This is a genomic window from Vibrio sp. 10N.247.310.24 (assembly GCF_041467175.1).
Classification (GTDB): domain Bacteria; phylum Pseudomonadota; class Gammaproteobacteria; order Enterobacterales; family Vibrionaceae; genus Vibrio; species Vibrio tasmaniensis_A.
Map to the genome: position 1 here is coordinate 19,053 of NZ_JBFSUD010000037.1, position 23,123 is coordinate 42,175.

Consider the following 23,123-nt stretch of genomic DNA (forward strand, 5'->3'; position numbering starts at 1 on the left):
GCATCATGCTTCTGGTCTTTTTATGAATCAAACGTCAATCAGAACTCAGTTTCTGAGTCACTTTTCTCTAGGCTGATGACATTCAAAACTGCAAATGCAGAGGCTAGGAATAAGCCTAATATCCAAACAAAATACCACATGAGAAACTCCTTAATACAGTGAATTGCCGTTGCGTTCGACATACTCGTTATCGAGTCGTCCAAACATGGTGCGATAACTAAAAGCGGTGTAACAAAGGATGATTGGCAACATCACAAATGCTACGCCTGTCATGATGTTCAAGGTCAGTTCGCTTGATGTCGAGTCCCAAAGGGTTAAGCTATGACTTGGATTAACACTCGACGGGATAATGAACGGGAACATCGAGAAAACCGCCGTTAAGATGATGCAAGCGTTAGTCAGGCTTGAACTAATAAAAGCAATCGCATCCCATTTCAACCTTGCGCCAATCAAAGCCAGCAATGGAATGGTCACGCTGCCGATCGGTGCAAACCACATCCAAGGGTACGTATCGAAGTTGGTTAACCAAGCGCCTGCTTGTGTGACGACTTCTTTGTTCAAAGGATTCGAAGCCGAGCTATGATCCATCGCACTGACTATCAGATACCCGTCAATATGGTTTATCGCCATACAGCCAATCACCATAAGGAAAGCGACAAATACAGCACTCGCCTGCGTCACTGTTCTTGCCTTTTTGTACACTGCGTCTGTGGTTTTCATCATCAACCACGCACCGCCTTGTAACAGCGCCATCAATAACCCGACTAGACCACACAAAAGCGCGAATGGGTTGATCAAATCGATAAACGAACCATGGTACTCAACCATCAAGAAGCTATTGAGCGTAAAAGGTAAGCCTTGCATCAAATTGCCAAACGCCACCCCAAACAAGATAGGTGGGAAGAAGCCTGAGAACGAGATTGCTAAGTCACATACTTGTCGCCACTGATCGCTGTCGATCTTTGCTCGATACTCAAGCGCCAAAGGACGCAACCACAATGAATTAAGCACCAAATACATCGCCACATAAAGGCTTGAAAACGATGTCGCATAAACCAGAGGCCAAGCCGCAAACAACGCGCCACCTGCGATAATTAACCACACCTGGTTTCCGTCCCAATGGGGTGCAATGGAGTTAATCATCACTCGTCTTTCAGAATTGGTTTTACCGATAAACGGTAACAACGCTCCAACTCCCATATCGAAGCCATCGGTGATCATAAAACCAATCAGCAGTACACCAATCAGAATCCACCAAATTAAACGTAATGTGTCATATTCGAACATGAGTCAGTCACCTTATTGTTGAACTTGTTGTACCAATTTGGCTTCAAGCGATGTTGTTGTTTGTTCATAGTGATAACGCCCCGTTTTCAAACTGCTTGGGCCTTTTTTAGCGACGGTAATCATCAAGTAACTTTCAACAATGATGAAGACCGTATAGAGGCCAATAATTAGCGCGAGAGACGTAAGTAAATTTCCAACGGTTTGCGAAGAAGCCGCGACCGCAACAGGGAGAATTTCACCGACCGCCCATGGTTGACGACCATACTCTGCAACAAACCAACCAGCTTCGATTGCCACCCAAGGTAATGGAATTGACCAAAGTGCCGCCTTCAATAACCAAGGCTTTTGAGTAATGTTTTTACGGTAGGTTTGTAAGAAAGCCGCGCCAAAAACAAACAACATAACGAAGCCACAACCCACCATGATTCTGAATGACCAGAACAGAGGCCACACAGTTGGAATTGAATCATCGGCTGCTTGTTGGATTTGTTGTTCAGTAGCATCAGTCACGGTGTCTGTGTATCGCTTGAGCAATAAGCCGTAGCCAAGGTCGTGCTTGGTTTGATCGAAAGCTTGCTCTGTCGCATGTGAGGTATCGCCAGATCGCAAACGCTCTAGCAATTCATAAGCAATAATACCGTTTCGAATACGCACTAAATGTTGATCACGCAAGTCATGAAGCCCTGTCACTTGCTCGTCCAAAGATCGCGTTGCAATAATCCCCATCACATAGGGAATTTTCACAGCAAAGTCGGTTTTGCCTTCTTCTTGATTTGGTAATCCAAACAAGGTAAACGCCGCAGGTGCCGGTTCGGTGTGCCATTCAGCTTCAATCGCTGCGAGTTTTACTTTTTGGACGTCACCCAGTTCATAGCCCGACTCATCACCTAATACGATCACCGATATGATAGAAGCAATGCCGAACGAAGCTGCGACAGCAAACGAACGTTTTGCAAAAGCAACGTCACGACCTTTAAGCAAGTAGTATGAACTCACGCCAAGGATAAACATCGCACCGCAGGTATAAGCCGAAGCGACTGTGTGTAAGAACTTAACTTGAGCAACTGGGTTGAGCCCCACTTCGGCAAAGCTAGTCATTTCCATACGCATGGTTTGGTAATTAAACTCCGATCCAATCGGGTTTTGCATCCAACCGTTAGCAACCAGAATCCATAATGCAGAAAAGCTTGAGCCCAACGCCACCAGCCAAGTCACCATAAGGTGTTGGCGTTTGGACAGCCTTTCCCAACCGAAAAAGAACAGTCCAACAAAGGTGGATTCTAGGAAGAATGCAACAAGGGCTTCGATAGCAAGAGGAGCACCGAAAATATCGCCGACATAGTGAGAATAATAAGACCAGTTGGTGCCGAACTGGAACTCCATGGTTAATCCGGTCGTGACACCTAATGCGAAGTTAATACCAAAAAGTTTGCCCCAAAAGCGAGTCATGTCCTGATAGATTTGCTTACCGGTAAGCACATAGATCGACTCCATGATCGCCAATAAGCAAGACATACCAATAGTTAACGGGACAAAGAGAAAGTGAAACATAGCGGTTAGCGCAAACTGTAAACGCGACAATTCAACTACATCAAACATTTAAGCTCCAAACATCATAATGATGAATTTCATATTAAGAATTGGAGCGTATTTCAGCACAGTTTGAACAAACCAAACTAGAACAGGTTGAATTATCCGACGCCGCGAGTGACAAGCTAGATTTCAAGTAAACATAGTCGAGGATCGACTAACGACTTAGGCTTGTGATTCCATGGTCTGAATCAAACTACCTAGTGTACGAATGGCTTCTGCTATTTTGTCGTCACAAGCGTACGAACAATTGAGACGAATATGATGAGAGAACTTTTTGTCGCTGCTGAATATAATTCCCGGCGCAACAGAGATGTTGTGTTCAAGTGCTTGCTCATAAAGCTTCTCAACACAAACAGAATGAGGCAACTCTATCCAAAGGAAGTAACCACCTTGGCTTTTATGCACCATCGCACTTGAAGGTAAGCTAGATTCTAACAATGCAATATGCGCCTTCTTCCTTTCATTCAAAAGCTTGCGAAGTTTTTTAAGATGGTTGTCATAACTATAAAACGTCAGGTAATGAGACAGTCCAAGTTGGATAGGAATACTGCTTGAGAGCGTCGAAAGGTGCTGCAATCTCTGAATCTTTAACGCTTGTTTCCTTGCAACTACCCAACCGATTCGAAAGCCGGGCGACAATGATTTGGAAAACGAACCGCACAGCATGATTTGCTCGCCGGTGTCATAGGCTTTAGCAGGCAATGAGCTTTGGTTGCCGACATGAAGTTCTCGATACACATCGTCTTCGATCATCGGGATCTTATGGTCATTCACTAACTCGGCGAGTCGCTGCTTGTTGTTATCACTCATCGAATAGCCAACAGGGTTTTGCGATTCTGTCATGAACCAACATGCTTTGATGTCCATTGAAGCGAACACCGACTCCAATACATCTAAATCGATACCGGTTTCAGGATCGGTCGGGATCTCAACAGCGGTAAGATTAAGCCTTTCAATGGTCTGTAACACACCGTAAAACGCAGGGTACTCTATCGCGACTAAGTCACCCGGTTCGGTACAGGATTGCAGGCATAAGTTAAGTGCTTCCATTGCCCCAGATGTGATCACAATATCGTCGGGCAATACATCTAGCCCACCAGTTTGATAACGTTGAGCGATTTGCCTGCGTAATGTTTCACTGCCCGGTGGCAGATTAGTAAGCATGCTGTTATCGGGCATTTGACGACTGGCATTGGCTAAACTGCGCGACAACGCTTGATGCGGAAACAAGGCAGGGTCTGGAAATGCCGAGCTGAGTGGAATGATACTAGGGTCTTTGGCTCGTTGAAGTACATCGTAAAGCAGGTCGCTGATCTTAACGGGATACGGCTTGATGGCTTTTTGTTGTGCGAGTTCTGAGGTGAACACATTTCTGCGCGGTAACACGAAATAGCCAGATTTAGGCTTAGAGCGCACATAGCCTTGGTCTTCAAGCTGTTGATACGCCTGAAGTACCGTCTCGATACTGAGTTTATAACGTTTACACGCGTCTCTAATCGATGGAATTTTCTCACCACTAAGCCAGATGTTTTGTTCTATCTGATTCTTGATTGTATTGGCGAGTATCTGAGATTTTTTCATCAAAAAGTCTTTTCTATCTAATGTGTAAAAGATTACTAAACCGTGGATATTCGAAGCACTCGGACATTCAGGTATAACAAAGCCCTACCCTAAACCCAATTACCTTCACGGTCGACTTGTTTATCTCTCCCACAAGAAAAGACACCACACTCATCAATAGAGTGTGGTGTCTTATTTATTTAGTTACTTAGTTTGACTAGCTGACTAGTTAGCTGGACGCCACACGCCCCATTGATCATTTTCGTAGGTCGCTTTAGGGTTTGTACCACCTTGAATCCACCACTGTGCTTTCCAAGACTGGTTCGAGTACGTTACTACTTCACCGCCTAGGTAAGTCGCTGAAGAGTCCCAAGTGCCATTGTCTGGGTCAGGAGTCGGATCTGGATCCGGCGTTGGATCTGGGTCTGGTGTTACGCCACCGTCATCAGCAATTACTTCAAAAGTGAAGGTTTCAACACTTTCGCTTTCAATCGAGCTAGCCATAAACGATAGAGTTTCGTTTGCAGTGATGCCAGTGGTATCAACTACGATAGAAGCCGTGCCGTTATTTTGAATGCTTACTGAAGAGCCTTGAGTTTGAGTCAATGTCGCCGCTTCGCTTGTTGCAATCACAACTTTGTCGCCAGCATTCACTACGTTGTCACTCTTCACTAGCTCGTAGATGTCGCCTTTCAATGGTTCAACACCACCGTCGCCACCATCAATCAGCGTTAACTGACCAGAAGCACGGCTATCTTTTGAGTTAAAGAAGTTACGTGAAGGATCGTTTTGGAAGTACATGTAGTGCTGCATTTCAGTGTGCCAGTCACCAATGAAGATCGCGCCATCTTTAAACTCTTCGTGCCAGCCGTTAATCTCTGAAGCCAACAAGCGAGCCCAATCGTTAACGTTTGAAGCGTCGATAACGATGTCGAAGCTACGCGCGACTTCACCGTACTTGTTGATGATGTCGTACTTAACCGTATCACCAATTTCTGGCGTACCAAACTGGTCAGAAACAAACAGGTCGCCACGGACTAGATCAGGTTGAGGTGTAGGATCTGGTGGTGGAGTTGCTCCCCCCGTGATAGTGATGTCTGAACAGTTGTAGAAACCTTCACCTGCAGCATCGTCACGTTGCCAACGTACGTATAAGATTGCATCGCCAGAGCGGTCTGAAGGAATCGTTACGTTGATACGGTATTTGCCACCACTTACAGGAACATTCCCAACTTCTTGGAGAAGGTCTAAATCTCCCCACGCTAGGCCTTTGCTCAGGTCGGCGTTTGGTTTGGTTAGGTAGAACTCCCAGAATGACGGGTTGTGTGGTGCAGTCGCATTGAATACATATTCAAATGTACCAGTGCTTAACTCGGTGCGAGTCCAACCTGTATGAGGTGCACCCATGCCACGTTTTTGCGAATCATTGGCGTAACATAACGTGCCGTCTGGAATCGCCGCTTTCACTGCATTGATGTTGTTGAAGTCTTGAATGTTTTTCGCATACTCGTTGCGTTGAACGAACGGATATGACCCTGAAATCTCTTTTGCTTGAGCACATGCTGCATTTGGTGGCGTACCCGACCAAACCCCGCCTTGTTCATAGCACGTATTCTGACGTGCACTTGGAAATTCAGACCAACCATGAGCGTTTACTACTGATGGTACGCTGGATAGCATAGCCATCCCCACTGCTATTTTTAGAATATTATTATTTGCTGTTTTCACTTTCCCACTCTCTATTATTTTACCCCCCCGTATGCAATATTGATTGGATATTTACTAATCAAGATTGCAGTTCGAGGGTTTATAGTTTCTGACTTAAAGAACACGGAAAATATATACGTCATAACTATCAATAAAAGTGGGATTTATTTTGAAAGGAATCAGAATCACACAACTCAAAGAAATGCGTTAGAGATAGATGATATTGGTTCGAATTATCAATTTTTACCGACAAAAATTACGCATTTCCTAAGAAAATAGATCGCTAGGAAGGTATTTTTTCATTGAATTGATTGGAGTGAAACGCTCGCATAAATAATGATATTGAGTGCTTTTTATCATCATTATTATTACGTTGTTGAGACTGCTGTAAAGTCGCTAAGCTATTGAGCGTATACGTTTATAAATGGATAAATCATTAAACGTTAATTTGAACGAGCTAAACTAATAGCGGCTATTCATGCCAAATCGATTCGACATATCATCGTCCATACGACCGCCCTTCCAACCGCCACCGCCCAACAAATTAAGTACATCACGCGCGTTATATTCCTCACCACCGAAGAAGTCATTAGACACATCATTACGCAGCAGTTGAATGGCTGGAGCAATTTCAGCAGCAAGGTCTTGTGGATCAGCAAACAATGCTAAGGCAACCAGTTGTTGGCGCTTACTCAATTCACATGAACTCGTTTCTACTTGCCCAATAGAGAAAAAGTCACTGCTTCCGTACGCTTTCACCAACTTTGCAGAAAGTGATTTAATTACTTTCTTGATTCGTCGTCGTTGAATATATCTAAACATATAGATTGCCTTGTATTGATGAGCCTAAGTTAACCAAACAATAGGTAAGTTTGATTGTCGACCGAGATGCTTTTTACTTGCGTATTAAATACGGATTCTAGCTGTTCAGGCACAAGCACTTGCTCTGCACTGCCTGATGCTTGTAGTACGCCCTTTTCGAGCAGCAGTACTTGGTCGGCATGCCTCAAGGTTCGGTTCAGGTCGTGGTTAGCCATAATAACCGCAATGCCCTTCTCAGCCACTCGTTCGATAAGCTTATACAGCAACGCTTCTTGAGCAATATCTAACGGCGCTGCAGGTTCGTCGAGGATCAGGAGCTTTGCGTAAGGATTAAGCGTCGGCCAAATTTGCAGGCACATTCCCGCCAAACGAACGCGTTGCCATTCACCGCCAGACAGTGTCTGAATTGAACGATGAAGTTTGTCTGTGATGTCCAACATCTGGCTTATCTCTTCCAAAGCCGTGTTGATTTCAGTATCAAGGCCGTGCGATGAACTTGGCAGTGATAACGCAAGGTATTGGAACACTTCCAAGTTGAAGGCCGGTCTTGCACTTTGACAAAGATAAGCGCGATGCAATGATAAATCTTGTAGTGATAATTCTGACAAGTCTTGACCGTCGAGCTTTATATCACCTTTGTAGCCATCACCGACGCCAGATATCGCTTCTAATAAAGTACTTTTTCCACTGCCATTAGGACCGATGACATGAGTCACCTGCCCTTGCTTGAGCTCAAATGATAGTGGTAATAAACGAGCGCCGACGCTCAGGCTCTTAATTTGAATCATGATTTTTAATTAACATCCAAATGAAGATTGGTGCACCGATACTGGTGGTCATCACACCCAAGGGTAATTCTGCAGAATCTAATAAAGTTCTTGCACAAATATCAGCAAACACCAGTAACGCGGCACCTGCAACGGCAGACAAAGGAAGAAGGTATCGGTTGTCGGTACCAATCGCTAAACGGAGTAAGTGTGGCACCACCAAACCCACAAAGCTGATCACGCCACCTAACGCTACTGCGCAGCCGACTAAAATAGACACAGCGAAGATTAGACGCCAACGTAATCTCGGAACGTTCACGCCTAACTGCGCAGCATGGGTCTCGCCAATCATCAGTTTGTCTAGCTTGCTACCTTGCAGGCACAGCCAGATAATAACGGGGATCATTACTAACGTGAGCGAGTGCTGGTACCAAGTTACACCACCCAAACTACCCATCAGCCAATACATCAATAAGCGTAAGCTAAGATCATCACTAAAATAGAATGCCCACGTCACCATCGCGCCAGAAAGAATGCCTAACGCAACACCCACCAGCAATAACTTGGCCGTAGTCAGTCGCATCGTTTTAACCATACTCACCAGAATCACGGTAAAACAGAGTGAGCCTAAAACGGCGGCAATCATAAATAATTCAGGCGTAGGAGCAAACGGCAAGAAGAACAGCACGATCACCATCGCCAAGCTTGCGCCGCCAGAAATGCCGAGCACACCGGGCTCTGCTAATACGTTACCCAATAAGACTTGTAAGCTTGCGCCAGATACGGCTAACCCTGCCCCGATAGCAATAGCCGCCAATAGTCGAGGTAAGCGTAAATCAATCAGTAGTTTTTGTTCTAACGTGGACAAGGTGCCCAGAGGGGAAATGAAAAGATCGCCAACCATTAGGTAAATCGCACTCAGCGCGACAAGCAGTGCTGCCATCAGATAAATGGCTCGGGTCCATTTGCGCTGTTTTTGGTGAAGAAGTTGTTGGAAATCCATATCAAGCTACTTTGAAATTGTTCGCGTAACCTTACCTGTATCCCCAAATAAACTCAAGGCTCACACCGTAATGTGAACCTTGATATTTCAACCAGTTGAGCGGTTGTTTTCGTCGTTTAAACCCGAGTCGGTATTAATCGTACACAAGCTGACCGTGGTCGAATCGTGTTTCAACTTCGCACACCATTAAGGCCGCTCGTTGACCGATAGCAACGTTGCGATTTGGGAACACTACTGCTTCGTTTTCATTCTTCGCCATCAATGGCTTATCACCATCATGACCAAACACTTCACCGTGCTTGAACGCCGTAAAGTTTTCAACGGCATCAGAGAACATGAAATCAAAATCATCATGCAAACGAACAATGGTTCGGCTTACGCGATAAGTAATGGTTTTCTTTGGCAAATGCTCTGGTTCTATTTCAGCAATCAAATTGCGCATTGCCAAATCGAAAGCCGTTAACTTATCAAGCTGGTTCTCACCAATTCTTGCTACCTGCCCTAGCTCCATTGTCAGTGCTTGGGCTTCAAAGTTTTCAGCGCTGTACCAACTGAAGGTGCTCGTTGGCGCATTGGATAACAACACCGCTTCAACGTGAGCACTGTTAATGAAATCGAACAAGGCTTTACTGCGAACTTCGTGGCGAACCTTAGGGCTTACGGCGAAAGAGTAATGCTTAGACAAACGGATCGCACAGTGCAGATCTAAGTGCCAACGAGTGGCAGGCACCGTTTCCTTGTAAAACTCAGTAACCAAGAACTTAAGGTTCTTCGCGATGTCCACTTCTCGATTACTCTCGTACTGTTTTTCATCAAACAGACGGTTCATATTCACATCAAGAAAACGCGTATGCGCATTGGTCGCTTCTGGGTGAGCAATGATGAACAAACATCTTGCTGTCACGACTTGGAAGCCGGTTTCAATATCCTCAATGAGCTTATCAATCAGCTCCATTGGTGAAGTTTCGTCGCCATGAACACCTGTTGAAAAGATGATGTTCTTGGTCTCAGAATTATACTCTGCGGGAATCACTTCCAATACACCGCGTTGATGAAGCTTAATTTGAACACCGTTACTCAGTACGGTCTGTCCTGCAACCACTTCTTGCTCAAGATCTAGGCTGTCAAAAAGAAATGATTGGCGAAAGAGGGTCTTCGTCATGCGCTACTCCTTAATTGCACGGCCGTATGTTAATAAATTGTACATAGAAATTGTGTTGCTAGGATCGCACTTATCAATAGAAACTCCGTTATCACTCACAAATACTACCCATATATTTTTGTATTACCTGCTGACTTTACTAACCGACATCTGTTCCAAATAATTTTACCTATTTAGAACAACTTTTGGTTATCTCTGTTTATATCAGCAAGATAAGAACCACGTAAGCTAACACAGCTCTTACCTACCATGAACAGATTGAGATCAATTAATCTTCCTGATCGAGCAATCTTTCAAATTCATCGATTTGAACTTTGACCATGTCGATGCTTTGTTGCCAAAAGTCAGCTTGAGTCAGGTCCATTCCCAAGTGTTTTTGAACGACTTCTTCCGCCATCATGCTGCCCGTATCACGAAGCAAGGAAACGTAATCACCGTAGAATTGTTCGCCCTTAGCATCGCGCTGAGCGTAAACACCTTTACTGAACAGGTAACCGAACAGGTATGGGTAGTTGTAGAAGCTCACTTGAGAGATGCTGAAGTGCAGTTTGCTTGCCCAGAAGTAAGGGTCGGCTTCTGTCATTGCATCGCCATACCACTCCTTCCAAGTGGTTTCCATCAAGTCACACAGCTGCTGAGCCGTTAGCTCACCTTTTTCACGCTGCTCATAGAAGGCTTTCTCAAACTCGAAACGTACTGGAATGTTTACCATCAAAGCGAGTGAAGAAGAAAGCTCTTCCCACAGCATTTCAAGTTTCTCATTGCGTGTTTGTGCTTGTTTTAACAAGTGGTCACGAACGATGTTTTCAGCAAAGATTGAAGCGGTTTCTGCTAGAGTCATTGGGTAGCGTGTCTGACACAAAGGCATGTCCTTCATCACCCAGTTATGGAACGCATGGCCTAGCTCGTGCGCCAATGTCATTAAGTCTGAGCGGCTACCGCTCCATGTCATGAACACAAGAGGTGTACGTGTCGCAGCAAACTTGGTGCAGTACGCACCTAGACGTTTGTTGGCAGCTGGTGCGGCATCAATCCAACCGTTCTCAACCATTAATGCGACAAAATCAGCCATCTCTGAATTGACTTCAGCAAAAGCGGTTTTGATCACTTCAATCGCTTCATCAAATGGATAAACCTTAGATTCAGTGTCACCCAGCGGAGGCATCGCGGCTAAATGGTTCCAAGGCTTCATTTCATCAAGCCCGTGAACTCTTGCCATTAACAGACCTGCTTTCTGGCCTACTTCGCGATTTGCCTTTGCTACCGACATCATGGTGTCTAGCGTTTCAGGTACGATGCGGCTGGCGTGTAGGCTTGGATCAAGGAAATGTACGTCGCTTATTTTCGAGCGCTTTTTGTTCTCTGTCAGTCGCCAACCCGCAAGCGCATTTAGAATTGAAGCAAAAGACTCTTGGTGCGTCTTCATTGCGCCTTGGACTGCGCGCCATGCCGGTTCTTGTTTGTCGAATTCGCTGCCGTACAACAAGCTCGCGGCTTGTGAAAAACCTAGCGCTTCGTCTTCACCGTTCAGCTTTAGCGACAGTTTTAAAGAACCGGTTAAGTTATCGTACAAACGACCCCATCCATCACGGCCATCAACCTTCATCGCGGCCAATAACTGCTCTTCAGCAACACTAAGGCGGCTGCTTGATAACTTACGCGAGCTTTCAATCGCAAAGCGTTGTCCTGCTACATCTGGGCTGTCATGCTCTAATACTGCATCGATAAATTCTGGTTCTGCGTGAATTAGCGTGTCTTCATATGGGCTAAACGCTTGAGACATTTCAGAGTTCAGCTTCGCTACACGACCAAGCAGAGCTTTGGCTTCTGTGTGCGTCGCGTCTACCGATGCGTGGCAATTAGCGAAGGTGTTGATCGTGCTCAGTAACGTGCCTGCCGCTTCAGAAGTTTGAATGGCGTTTTGCATCGCTAGAATGATATGACGCTTTTCAACGTGTAGGTACAACAGCTCAATACATTGTTGAATGAGTTCAATGTCTTGTTCGATTTTTGCATCATTAAGATCGCGATAAGCAATGCTTAGATCCCAACTCGGTGTTGTCATGACTAAATTCCTTTCACGTAGGTAGTAATACCAATCCGGTATAGCGACTGTTCACGCCGCTTTATACTTCTAATTACTTTTAATACTTCTAATATTTTTAGTAGATTGTTAATTCTTAAACTGTGTTTTTTGAACACTCAGCCCTATCGATTTGACGCTGATAAAGCTCTGCGCAAACTGAGTGATTTGAATATGAGTTATCGATGCGTTTTCTATCGATAGCTTCGAGTACAAACTCGGGTTTTTCCAATCAATATCAAGGCAATGCGCTAACAATATGCGAATCACACCACCATGAGTAACCAACAATATATTGTCACTTGGATCATTCAAAAGTTGCGACCAAGCTTGAGTTACTCTGTCGTGGAAGCTCTGTAAACTTTCTGCACCAGTCAGTTGATGATTAGCAGGATCTTGCCAAAAGGTTTCTAGCATTCCCCACTTGTCTTCAAGCTCATCAAATGGGACACCATCAACGTCACCGAAGTTCATTTCCTGAAAGTCTGGTGTTACAGATAAAGGCACAGACATACGCTGTGCGTATCTGTTTGCGAGATCGCTGCATCGCCTTAATGGCGAGGTAACCACGCAATCAAAGGTAATATCTTGTTTTATCAGCGCCCCACATATCCGATCTTGAAGATCAGGATTAACCAACACATCAGATGAACCATTAAGTGCCGCTTCGCCTTCGACTTTGCCATGTCTTAGTAGATAGATGTTTTTGGTTGTTCCATTTTCCATTTGTTCAACTAACCTTTGATACCAACTAATTATGAGTCGAGCTTTGAGTCGAGGGGCTCGACGGTTTTAAGCTCAATGGTAATCCGGCAGCAACCAGCGTGACGCGTTCAACGACGCGAGCTAGCGCTTGGTTCATTCGTCCTGCATTGTCCACAAACAAGCGCGACACTTTCCCCAGCGGCACCACACCTAAACCGACTTCGTTAGAAACCATGATAATTTGCGCTGGGCTTTGCTCTACGCTTTTCACTAAAACTTCAACCACGGCCTCAACCTGTTCATTGGTCGCATCATCACCCAACTCAAAAATAATGTTGTTCAACCACAATGTTAGGCAATCAATCAACACCACATCTTCTTTCTCAAAAGACAGCAGTTTTCCGGCTAATTCGACGGGTACTTCATGCTCAATCCACTGCTCGCCACGACGTTGTTGATGGTGCGCGATTCGTTCTCGCATTTCATCATCAAGATATGTCGCTGTCGCAATATAATTGAGGCGTCCATTTGAACATGCTTCAAGCGCACATAATGCCTGTTGTTCTGCAAAACTAGACTTACCAGAACGAGCTCCACCCAATACCAGATGGCTATTTCGCTGACTTACTTGATTAATTTGATTAGCTTGATTCGTGTTTGTCATAGGAACCTGTTATAGAAAACCATTGTAAAAAGCAGTAATGAACACAAGGTATGTCAGCAACTCCATCAGCTGTTGAGCGGCCCCCAAACAGTCGCCAGTAAAGCCACCAATTCGAGCCGTTAACCACTTTTTGAAACCTGTTCTGAACAGATAGGCGACGACAGATAAAACCAAAGCGAATTCAAGACCAAACCACAGGCTAGGCAGCACGCCTACAAGCAATAAGAAGGCAAGTTCACCTTTGGTTTGCTTGTTGGCCAAAGGCTTACTTTTACTGGTATCTAAATCGCTGACATAAGGCATGTCGTAAATCAGCGATGCAGCAATCGCGCGGCTAAAGGTATAACTGGTCACGATAACCATAAACAGAGCTGTCATGTTGACCAGCTCGTTCAACAGCACCCACTTGCCAAGCAGAGCCATAACAAGAGCAGACGCGCCATAAGTACCAATTCGACTGTCTTTCATGATGGTCAAACGGCGTTCTAAGGTCATACCGCCGCCAATACCATCCGCCATATCGGTTAAGCCGTCTTCATGGAAAGCACCGGTTAGCATCAAGCTAAAGCTCATCATCAAAAAGATGGCCACTGCACTCGGCAGTATTGCATCGAGTAGCAAGAACACACCACCACACAGAACACCAAGTAACAAACCAACCGTTGAAAAGTAGCGACCAGAACGGTTCATTCGCTCTTCTGAATAAGGCGTATTCTTCGGCATCGGCAAACGAGAAAAGAAACCCATCGCCAACGAAAAAAGTTCCCATTGGTATGTGATGCTATCTTTCAACGATCTTTTTGGTGCATCACTCATTAAACCGTGACTCCAGCACTCGCAAAACTCGCCATGTTGTTATAGAACTCTGCCGCCGCACGAATTATTGGCATAGCTAGCGCAGCACCTGTGCCCTCGCCCAATCTCAATCCAAGATCGAGCAGTGGCTCAGCGTCTAGCAGCTCTAATAGAATCTTGTGCCCCGACTCTTCAGAGCGATGAGCAAAGATCATGTAATCACGGCAACTCGGTTCAATTAGAGTCGCGACATACGCCGCAACCGACACGATAAAACCATCGACCAACACAGGGGTTCTGTTTTCGTAAGCGCCAAGGAAGCCCCCCACCATTTGAACTATTTCATAACCGCCGACTTGGCTTAACACCTCTTTTGCGTCAGGATTTATGCAACGAGCAACACCTTGCTTAACCACCGCCACCTTACGTGCAAGCTGTTCATTGTTGATACCAGTGCCTAAACCAACACACTCATCTGCAGTTCGGTTTGCTAGCGCACTTAAGATGGCAGACGCGCTGCTGGTATTGCCGATGCCCATTTCACCAAACATGATGATATTCGTGCCATTCGAAATGGTTCTAGATACAAGCTCAGTTCCCAGTTCAATCCCACGTTCAACAGTTTCTAAACTCATTGCCGCTTCATTGGCAAAGTTATTGGTTCGCGTACCTAAGCGCTGAGAAATCAACATGTCGCTGTCAGATTCAACAGGCAACAAAATCCCAGTGTCCACGACTGTAATTTCGACGTTGTTTACCGCACAAAAGCAATTAATCGCTGCGCCACCGCTTAAGAAGTTCAACACCATCTGTTGCGTGACGGCACTTGGAGCAATACTCACACCTTCATCTGCTATGCCATGGTCGCCAGCAAAAATGATGATACGTGGCTTATTCAATTCGATGTGCTCAACCGCAGTTTCTTTGCCTTGGCTCTGAATCAATGCCAGTTGATGTGCGACTTTTTCTAGTAAGCCAAGCGCACCGAGTGGCTTGGTTTTTTGGTCAATTCGGTGTTGGATGTACTGCGAGTATTGGGTATCTAACATAAGTTTAGGAACACTTAAATTTAAGGTAATGGATTTCTAGGGCTGCGATTCTGCTTAAGCTAAATCGTTACACTATTTAGGGCGTGCAACAGAGAACACATTGGAAAGCGTCGCGTATTCACCGCCACCAAGTCGAGATAAAGGGTCCAATGCCATCGCATCAATCTTCAGACGTTCACTCTCTTTATCAATCACATTTTCGGAAATGTACACGGTTTCAACTTGAGCAAAGATAAGGCTTTGAGGCGCCTCTCCCACTTCTTTTACTTCGTACAAGGTGCAGCCAAAAGCGACCGCACACTCTTTCACTCTCGGTAAAGAAAACCCCTCAAATTCAACCAGCTCAATATTATTCGCGGTTACTTCAGAATCACCGTAATCGAGTGTAGCTGCTGTTGCTGTCATTGTTTCGGCAGAACTTGAAGAAGCAATGTGAATCACTAGCTTACCCGTTTCTAAGGCGTTACGAGTGGTATCTTTGATTTCGCCCGACGGCTTTTTCCCAACTGATAACATCAGTAGCGGCGGATTGCTGGAAACAGGCGTGAAATAAGAGAAAGGCGCTAGGTTGTACTCTTGGTCGGAAGATTCCGTTAATGCCCACGCTATCGGGCGAGGCACAACGGTTTGTGTCATCAGGTGATAAATCTGAGTGGGAGCAAGAGTATCAAGTTTGAGGTTCATAGCACGTCCTTGGTCTATGTGAATTACGGTTCAGTTTACGTGTTAAGCAATGCTGTATCTATGCCTAATCAACAGAAACGGTAGAGAGTGTTCTTAATTTGAACAGATCACACCGGTATTTTCTCAAATTGACAGTCAAATTGACGAACCCGAAACACCTACAATACTGATAATAGATTTATCAATAACTTACATTTTGGCATCGTTTATGCTTGATCTAAAGTACTTGTTAATCTCTCCATTGATGAGTGCCCATACTGTGAATACCCACATCGCAGTTGCTTTAAAAGAAAACAATCGATTGAAAGACAAAACCAAACAATGATTTAGGAGGTGAAATGATTCCAAACACAAGTAAAAGAAAACCAAATAAATCGAGTAAGAAAACCAGCAAAAAGGTAAGGAAAATCCCGTTCTCCTTCACCTAATAGTGTCGAAGCAATAAGACAACAAAGTAGCAAAGTAAATAACAAGCCCGTCGCCCAGCGGGCTTTGTTATCTTTAACACCTTAATTGAGGTTTACCTAGCTAAGCACATACCTTCCGTATAAAAGCCCATCATCAAACCCCATCTTCCTAACGCTCATTCATGAAACTTTTGTTCGCTTAAAATTCAAACACTGTTTATATTAAACAAGCACTTGTAGAGCGAGTAAGGAATAGAATGAGTATTAATGGAGATAAAACATCGGTTGTTATAGCTGGTGCGACAGGGCTAATTGGTCATCATGTCCTGAGACTGCTCATTAACGAGCCCGCTGTAGAACACATCTATGCTTTTTCACGAAGAGCATTAGGTGAAGAATTTCACTCCAACAAACTCGATACACTCATCCACAACGATCTACAAGTAACGAGTTGGGACGACACCAAAGCGACGCCCAACTTAGGCATTATCTGCTTAGGCACAACCAAGAAAAAAGCAGGTTCAAAAGAAGCGCTGCGAAAGATCGATGTAGAACTGGTTAGCCAAGTGGCACAGTCGATGAAATTCCTTGGAGTTCAACGTGTCGCAGTCGTTTCTAGCTATGGCGCTTCGCCAGACTCCTATTCACACTATCTGCGCTGTAAGGGACAAATGGAGCAAAACCTAAAACGTATTGGCTTCAAGCAGCTCTTCATCGCTCGTCCTGGCCCGCTGGTGGGTGAACGTGCCGAACCCAGAACTGATGAAAAGCTCCTACAAAGAGTCTTCCCTTTAATATCTCCGTTAATGTTTGGAAAATTCAAAAACCTACGCCCTATCCAATCGGAAGATGTAGCGAAAGCAATATTATTCCGATTGTTCGAAAATAATTTCCAAAGTATCGAAATCTACACCTCGACTGACATGCTTAATTTATTAGCGAAATATCATTAAAACGTCTATCTATTCACCACAATGTTGAATATCCATCCAACCCATTGGGTGGATATTACTAATCGTTCTAATAAATTACTTTTCCTTATTTTACGTTTTGTTACAGGTCGCTATTTTAGCTAACAGTATTTGCGCCCATATATCTAAGCGCCCTATCGATTCATGGTTATTCATAAGGAAAAACAATGTCATTTTCAGCTATCGCTGCCTTAGCGGTATTCACTGGTATCCTCTTTTTTCTCTACGGACAGCAGAAAAAAGAAAACACACTTTCTCGCCTCGTTTTACTCGGTTTAGTTTTCGGTAGTGCTTTTGGCCTTGGTCTTCAACTGCTATTTGGTGAAGGCAATCCTATTATCAAAGAGACGCTCGACTGGGTAAACATTGTGGGTCGTGGTTACGTTGGCCTACTAAAAATGGTCATCATGCCATTAGTGTTAGTTTCAATGATTGCGGCAGTAGTGAAGCTTGAGAAAGGCGGCTCACTAGGTAAGATTTCCGGCATCACCATTTCTGTGTTGCTAGCAACAACGGCAATTTCTGCGATTGTTGGTATTGTTGTAACACAAGCATTCGGCTTGTCGGCTGAAGGTTTAACTGAAGGCGCTCGTGAAACAGCACGTATCGCAACACTAGAAAGCCGCATCGGCAGCGTTTCAGATCTAACTATTCCACAAATGCTGGTTAGCTTTATTCCGACTAACCCATTTGCAGACCTAACAGGGGCTCGCTCTACTTCTATCATCGCGGTAGTTATCTTTGGCGTGCTAACGGGTATTGCTGCTCGTAAGGTGATGGCAGAGAAAGAAGAATTAGAATCTCCAATCCGTACGTTCGTTGAAGCGGCTCAATCTATCGTTATGCGCTTAGTTAAGATGATCATGGCACTAACGCCATACGGCATCGCAGCATTAATGGCGAAGGTAGTCGCAACGTCAAGTGCTTCTGACATCCTAAGCCTATTGGGCTTCATCGTTGCTTCTTACGTCGCTATTATCCTGATGTTCGTCGTTCACGGTGTGTTGGTTTCTTTTGTTGGTGTCAACCCGAAAGAGTACTTCCAAAAGATCTGGCCAGTACTGACGTTCGCTTTCACGTCTCGTAGCTCTGCAGCAACTATTCCCCTGAACGTTGAAGCTCAAATCACTAAGTTAAACGTACCACCAGCGATTGCTAACCTGTCTGCGTCTTTCGGTGCAACAATTGGTCAAAATGGTTGTGCGGGTATTTACCCTGCAATGCTTGCAGTTATGGTTGCGCCTACGGTTGGTATCGACCCAATGGACATTAACTTCATTCTGTCTCTGATTGCTATTATCACAGTGAGCTCATTTGGTATTGCCGGCGTTGGTGGCGGTGCAACTTTCGCTGCACTTATCGTACTACCCGCGATGGGTCTTCCTGTGACTATCGCAGCACTGCTTATCTCTATCGAGCCACTTATCGATATGGCACGTACTGCGCTTAACGTATCTGGTGCAATGACAGCTGGTACAATCACAAGCCGCCTATTGGCTAAAAAGGACAAACAGCAAGATTTGGAACAAGCGAACGCTTAATGGGTTCGATTGATCCAATAACTTGAGTCTCGTTACACAAAAACCGATGCACATGCGTCGGTTTTTTATTGCTTACTTGTTTTGTTTAATCGCATAGAACAAGGTTTTCAATATTCGATTAAAATAATAGAAGAAGCTCATAGGTATAGAATAAAAGATGAACAAGATGTAAATGTCCTTATTATTTTTAAGCCTGTATTTAGAAATCAATAATCGAACAATAATAAAGCGTTTTTGTTTGTTATTTTACGAGCATCCACATTCTATAACGCAAAACACTATCTTTGTTCAATAGCGCTATAGGTTGACTGTGAAATATCGGTAAAGCTGATATATTACGCGACGCTTCAAACATGCCTATCATTCTGGCACCCGTTCGATAACAGGATCCTCATGAGCTTTATTATATTATTACTTCTTCTAGTATTCGTTGGCGTTACACGTTTATTTCAGTGGCGAAAAACCTCTAGTTTTATCAAACTTCTTCTTATCTCTTTATTTATATTGATTGGTTCGGGTTTAATCCCTCGCTATCTACTAAACGACCTGCAAGCCAATTATGAGCGCAAACCTGACATTCAGTGGACCTCTCACAATGCCATTGTCTTGCTTGGTGCTGGTACTCAACTCATCGCAAGTACACAAGAATTTGAGCCGACCTTTTTCTCGTTCGGTCGCATCAATGAAACGGCAAGCCAATATAAAAACTGTGCGGAGGCTCAAACCATATGCAAAGTGATTGTTAGTGGTGGAGATGCACAAAATAATGGTGCAACCGAAGCGGAAGTTTATCAACAGCAGTTGCTTAGACTCGGCGTTCCACTAGCCGATATCATTCAAGAATCGAATAGCGTCAACACTTAGAAAAACGCGCAGCTCACCAGTGACCTAATGAAGCATCACCAGTTCGACAACATTGTTCTTGTTTCATCAGGCCTACATATTCGTCGTAGTGAACTCTACTTTAATCATTTTGGATTAAACGTCGTCCCAGTACGAGCCGACTACATGGCTGCTCAAATTTCATGGTTACCATTATGGTACAACTTCGCAGTTACAGACTTTGCATTGCATGAACAATTGGGTTTTGCTCGTTACAACCTTTACAACTTTATGGGGTGGAACAGCAAACGTGAGAAGCCCGGTGACGCCTGATCGCTTCAACCATGATCTAACTAGTTAGCTAGTTAGCTAGTTAGCTAGTGGTCATTTAGTATCTAGAAGATTCACAGCTCATAAACAAAAAAATGCAGCCACAATCGAAGGATTGTCAGCTGCATTTTTAATTCGTGCTTCTACTCAGTACTAACGGGCAATTACCACATTAGATCATCTGGGATCACGAAGTCTTTGTACGGGTCATCTTCGTCTACTTCATCTGAGCTTGAAGCTTGAGTATCAACGATAGACTCTTCGTCACGCATCGCGATCTTGTTCGCTACCGCAGTAGGGATAACTACATAGCTTTCGCCTTGACGCGCGATACTTAGAATGCCTTTACTTAGTTGCTTTTGAGTCAGCTCTTCTACGTAAAGGTATTTAACTAGCGTACCGTCGGTGAAGTTGTATTTGATCTCACCGTTCTTCTGTTCGATCTTGTTCATCTCAATCAGTTGCTTCACTTGAGCTTTAATTTCTTTGCTCAACTGCTGTTCTTTCAACTGTTGGTTTAACTCTTTGTCTTTCGCTTGCTGCGCCAGTTTAGTTTCTTCTGCTGCCGCTTTTGCTTCACGAGACTGAACGCGAGACTTTTTAGAGCCTTTCTTCGCCTTCTTTAATTTTTTCTCATTTACCAAGCCAGCTTTAAGCATTTGCTCTTGGAGTGTTAACTTTGCCATGACTTTCCCAGTTCAGGATTAAAAACGGCACTATCATACCTGTTTTTAAGGTTTCTGTTTACTGAACAAGAGTAAATTACAGAACAATCGCAAAATTTGTGCTGATAGATCTAAGCTGTGTCCATATTCCCTTCTTGTTGCTCACAACCTCCACTTTTCCACGAAATACCGTTTATACGCACATCGAGCCAATTACCCAGACGCACTCAATCTGCCACGAAACTGCGCGGGCGTTTTATTGAGCCACCCTTTAAACGCCCTTCTGAAATTTGCAGGGTCGCTATAACCGAGCCTTTCACCTATGTCATCAATGCTCATGGTTGTGCCGAGTAACAGCTCTTTGGCCAGTTCCACTCTAACTTCGGTAAGCAATATTTGATAACTGGAATCATGGGTCACTAGCTCTCGCCTGAGTGTACGAGAGCTACAACCAAACTCATCCGCGAGTTGTTCTATATTCGGGAAACTGCCTGCGGTTTGATAAAAGATCGTTTTGATCTGGTTAGTCAGCAGGTGCTCAGAGTCCAGCGTTTCCACTATCGACTGGCAAGACGCGAGATAGCGCTTCAGGGTCGCGGCATCATGAGTCAATAAAGTTTGTGATAAAACGGAGACATCAAAACGCAGTTCACAATAGTTTTGTTCAAAAATTACCGGGCACTGGAAACGCTCGTCATAAAGCTTGGTGTAATTAGGGCGAGCATAAGGCAAAGCCAAAGTATGAATATCCAACTCATGACCAGTCAGTTCTTTGAACAAAGAGACGATTGAACTCAAGAAATACTCACTGCAGAAAGGTAGGAGATCGCCCACTTCCAAGGTGTTCTCAATCTGAATCACTGCTTGCTCGGAATCTAGAAACAATTTAACCGAGAAAATAGGACCGTTCAGGCGCAGATATTTAAAGCCCGACTTGATGGCCTCCCCGACATTTTGACTGGTCGATAGCGCATAACCCAACACACCAAAGTGGCTCAAGCTAGCGTGTTCGCCCAACCAAAGCCCTAAGCCATCGTGAGGAAAGCTCTGATTCGCCGCGCTAAATAACGAAAGCTTGTCAGCGTAAGTCAACTTTCCATTCGGGTCTCGCCAATCCATGTTCGGCAAACCCACATCATTGAGTAACCTTTCAGTATCGAGACCTCGTTGCTCTAACGTATTCAACAGCAGCGCGATATCTAATGTACCCAACTGATGCCGATGTCCGGTCGGCTTATACTCCGCGATAATCTCCAATCGTCTCTCCTTATATCGAGCCCATTCCCATCAACATGACTACTCAGCTTCAACAACACTACTGAAAAAATCGTGATTGGTAACGCGCTCTTGTCCGAATATGACCTCCCAATTCTACGCTACTCATCGCACAATGGCTTTAGTTGTTAAATTTATGTGAACTATCGCAATGATAAAAACGAATCCTGCTCCACACAGTTTGATTGATTCTAATGGTCAGCCGATCATTGGACATTTCGATGGCATCCCAAAGCACCTGAACATCGAGAACTTTGACTACCGAAACTCGATGGATGCAAAAGCAAACCTTTGGCAGAAGCACTTCCACTACAAGCAATTTCAATTTGTCAGCATCGTCACCGACACGCACATTATCGGCGTGGCAATCGCGGATATTCGCTACTTAGGCTCGGCATTTTGTTATCTGTACGATATTGAAAACAACCATCTAGAAGAGTCATCTTGGTTGAGGCCATTAGGGTTTGATAAACAAGTTACCGCTTCGCCATTTGACGGCACGACAAACATTGCAGGCCAAAGCATCATCTTTAATATTGAAGGCGGGCAATGGCAAGTTCGATTGAATACCAAACTCATCAAGGCCGATATCGCTTTAGAGCCTAAAGCCGACAGCTTGCCCTTGGCGATGTGCAGCCCAACGGGTTATTCAGGTTGGACTTACACCCAAAAGCACAATGCTTTGCGCATCAGCGGTGACATCCAAATCAAGGGAGAATCACTCGTTCTCGAACAAGCTCGTGCCGGTTATGACTTTTCAGCGGGCTACATGAGACGCGAAACCAGTTGGCGCTGGGCAAGCATCAATACGCAATCCAATGGCACGGATATTGGCCTAAACCTCGCGGCGGGCGTGAATGAAACCGGAGGCTGCGAAAACGTGTTATGGGTCAATGGAACCAGACACTTGCTTAACCCAGTACAGTTTACGTTCAGTCGCCAAGACACGAACTTGCCTTGGCAGATAACATCACAAGATGGACGTATAAACCTGACCTTTACGCCCTTAAATAACCGCAGCGAAAAGCTCAATTTATGGCTGTTAAAGAGTAACTTTCGTCAGTTCATTGGTCACTTTTCTGGCTCGATTGAAGACAACAATGGAGTGACACATCACCTCGATGGTGTTCTTGGCCTAACAGAAGATCACTTTGCTCGCTGGTAACGTAATTCTGCTGATTGAATCTCAGGCGAGCAAGTTTAAGTAAACTTGATACTAAGAACGCGTATG

The 23,123-nt window shown here is 44.6% G+C and carries 20 protein-coding genes and 1 pseudogene; 4 read left to right on the forward strand and 17 right to left on the reverse strand.

Features of this window, described 5'->3' with window-relative positions; translation table 11 throughout:
* Positions 1 to 38: 38 nt before the first annotated feature.
* From cydX to AB6E08_RS13190, 15 genes are all read right to left on the reverse strand, one after another.
* Complete coding sequence (gene cydX, locus AB6E08_RS13120) at positions 39 to 140, reverse strand: cytochrome bd-I oxidase subunit CydX (RefSeq protein ID WP_004734907.1); 102 nt, start codon at positions 138 to 140, stop codon at positions 39 to 41.
* Positions 141 to 150: 10 nt separating this feature from the next.
* Positions 151 to 1,287 (reverse strand): cytochrome d ubiquinol oxidase subunit II, encoded by a 1,137-nt coding sequence (gene cydB, locus AB6E08_RS13125; protein ID WP_372064491.1) that lies wholly within the window; start codon positions 1,285 to 1,287, stop codon positions 151 to 153.
* Positions 1,288 to 1,299: 12 nt separating this feature from the next.
* Entirely contained in the window at positions 1,300 to 2,886 is a 1,587-nt protein-coding gene (locus tag AB6E08_RS13130) for a cytochrome ubiquinol oxidase subunit I (protein WP_372064489.1), read from the reverse strand.
* 156 nt (positions 2,887 to 3,042) lie between these two features.
* Positions 3,043 to 4,461, reverse strand: coding sequence for a PLP-dependent aminotransferase family protein (locus AB6E08_RS13135; RefSeq protein WP_372064487.1), 1,419 nt, complete (start codon positions 4,459 to 4,461; stop codon positions 3,043 to 3,045).
* Positions 4,462 to 4,665: 204 nt separating this feature from the next.
* Positions 4,666 to 6,120 (reverse strand): lytic polysaccharide monooxygenase, encoded by a 1,455-nt coding sequence (locus tag AB6E08_RS13140; protein ID WP_372064517.1) that lies wholly within the window; start codon positions 6,118 to 6,120, stop codon positions 4,666 to 4,668.
* Positions 6,121 to 6,609: 489 nt separating this feature from the next.
* Positions 6,610 to 6,969: a DUF6559 family protein gene (locus tag AB6E08_RS13145; RefSeq protein WP_009846928.1), complete on the reverse strand. Its 360-nt coding sequence runs from the start codon at positions 6,967 to 6,969 to the stop codon at positions 6,610 to 6,612.
* Between the two features lie 29 nt (positions 6,970 to 6,998).
* Positions 6,999 to 7,757, reverse strand: a complete 759-nt coding sequence (btuD, locus tag AB6E08_RS13150) for a vitamin B12 ABC transporter ATP-binding protein BtuD (protein WP_371995732.1) — start codon at positions 7,755 to 7,757, stop codon at positions 6,999 to 7,001.
* Positions 7,744 to 8,739: a vitamin B12 ABC transporter permease BtuC gene (btuC, locus tag AB6E08_RS13155; RefSeq protein ID WP_004734896.1), complete on the reverse strand. Its 996-nt coding sequence runs from the start codon at positions 8,737 to 8,739 to the stop codon at positions 7,744 to 7,746. Before btuC ends, btuD begins: the two co-directional genes overlap by 14 nt.
* Before the next feature lie 133 nt (positions 8,740 to 8,872).
* Positions 8,873 to 9,901, reverse strand: a complete 1,029-nt coding sequence (locus AB6E08_RS13160) for a succinylglutamate desuccinylase (RefSeq protein ID WP_012604124.1) — start codon at positions 9,899 to 9,901, stop codon at positions 8,873 to 8,875.
* A gap of 268 nt (positions 9,902 to 10,169) precedes the next feature.
* Positions 10,170 to 11,966 (reverse strand): M3 family oligoendopeptidase, encoded by a 1,797-nt coding sequence (locus AB6E08_RS13165; RefSeq protein WP_372064484.1) that lies wholly within the window; start codon positions 11,964 to 11,966, stop codon positions 10,170 to 10,172.
* Positions 11,967 to 12,074: 108 nt separating this feature from the next.
* A complete protein-coding gene (gene cobC / locus AB6E08_RS13170; RefSeq protein ID WP_372064482.1) occupies positions 12,075 to 12,710 on the reverse strand; it encodes an alpha-ribazole phosphatase family protein in 636 nt (211 codons plus the stop codon).
* A 25-nt stretch (positions 12,711 to 12,735) separates the two neighbouring features.
* A complete protein-coding gene (gene cobU, locus AB6E08_RS13175) occupies positions 12,736 to 13,353 on the reverse strand; it encodes a bifunctional adenosylcobinamide kinase/adenosylcobinamide-phosphate guanylyltransferase (RefSeq protein ID WP_372064480.1) in 618 nt (205 codons plus the stop codon).
* Between the two features lie 9 nt (positions 13,354 to 13,362).
* The gene (locus AB6E08_RS13180; RefSeq protein ID WP_371995737.1) at positions 13,363 to 14,169 is read right to left on the reverse strand and encodes an adenosylcobinamide-GDP ribazoletransferase; all 807 of its coding nucleotides are present in this window, start codon (positions 14,167 to 14,169) and stop codon (positions 13,363 to 13,365) included.
* Complete coding sequence (gene cobT / locus AB6E08_RS13185; protein ID WP_009846936.1) at positions 14,169 to 15,197, reverse strand: nicotinate-nucleotide--dimethylbenzimidazole phosphoribosyltransferase; 1,029 nt, start codon at positions 15,195 to 15,197, stop codon at positions 14,169 to 14,171. Before cobT ends, AB6E08_RS13180 begins: the two co-directional genes overlap by 1 nt.
* Positions 15,198 to 15,269: 72 nt before the next feature.
* Complete coding sequence (locus tag AB6E08_RS13190) at positions 15,270 to 15,881, reverse strand: flavin reductase family protein (protein ID WP_012604130.1); 612 nt, start codon at positions 15,879 to 15,881, stop codon at positions 15,270 to 15,272.
* A gap of 664 nt (positions 15,882 to 16,545) precedes the next feature.
* Here AB6E08_RS13190 and AB6E08_RS13195 point away from each other — a divergent pair.
* The 3 genes and pseudogenes from AB6E08_RS13195 (at position 16,546) to AB6E08_RS13205 (ending at position 19,955) form a co-directional block, all read left to right on the forward strand.
* Positions 16,546 to 17,241, forward strand: a complete 696-nt coding sequence (locus AB6E08_RS13195) for an NAD-dependent epimerase/dehydratase family protein (RefSeq protein ID WP_372064478.1) — start codon at positions 16,546 to 16,548, stop codon at positions 17,239 to 17,241.
* Between the two features lie 185 nt (positions 17,242 to 17,426).
* Positions 17,427 to 18,800: an L-cystine transporter gene (locus AB6E08_RS13200; protein ID WP_009846939.1), complete on the forward strand. Its 1,374-nt coding sequence runs from the start codon at positions 17,427 to 17,429 to the stop codon at positions 18,798 to 18,800.
* 393 nt (positions 18,801 to 19,193) lie between these two features.
* Positions 19,194 to 19,955 (forward strand): annotated as a pseudogene (locus AB6E08_RS13205) (YdcF family protein).
* 161 nt (positions 19,956 to 20,116) lie between these two features.
* Here the strand turns inward: AB6E08_RS13205 and AB6E08_RS13210 are convergent.
* Complete coding sequence (locus tag AB6E08_RS13210) at positions 20,117 to 20,638, reverse strand: DUF2058 domain-containing protein (protein WP_012604134.1); 522 nt, start codon at positions 20,636 to 20,638, stop codon at positions 20,117 to 20,119.
* Positions 20,639 to 20,830: 192 nt separating this feature from the next.
* Entirely contained in the window at positions 20,831 to 21,874 is a 1,044-nt protein-coding gene (locus AB6E08_RS13215) for an AraC family transcriptional regulator (RefSeq protein WP_372064475.1), read from the reverse strand.
* Positions 21,875 to 22,043: 169 nt separating this feature from the next.
* Between AB6E08_RS13215 and AB6E08_RS13220 the strand changes: the two genes are divergently transcribed.
* Complete coding sequence (locus tag AB6E08_RS13220; RefSeq protein WP_372064473.1) at positions 22,044 to 23,057, forward strand: DUF2804 domain-containing protein; 1,014 nt, start codon at positions 22,044 to 22,046, stop codon at positions 23,055 to 23,057.
* Positions 23,058 to 23,123 lie beyond the last annotated feature (66 nt).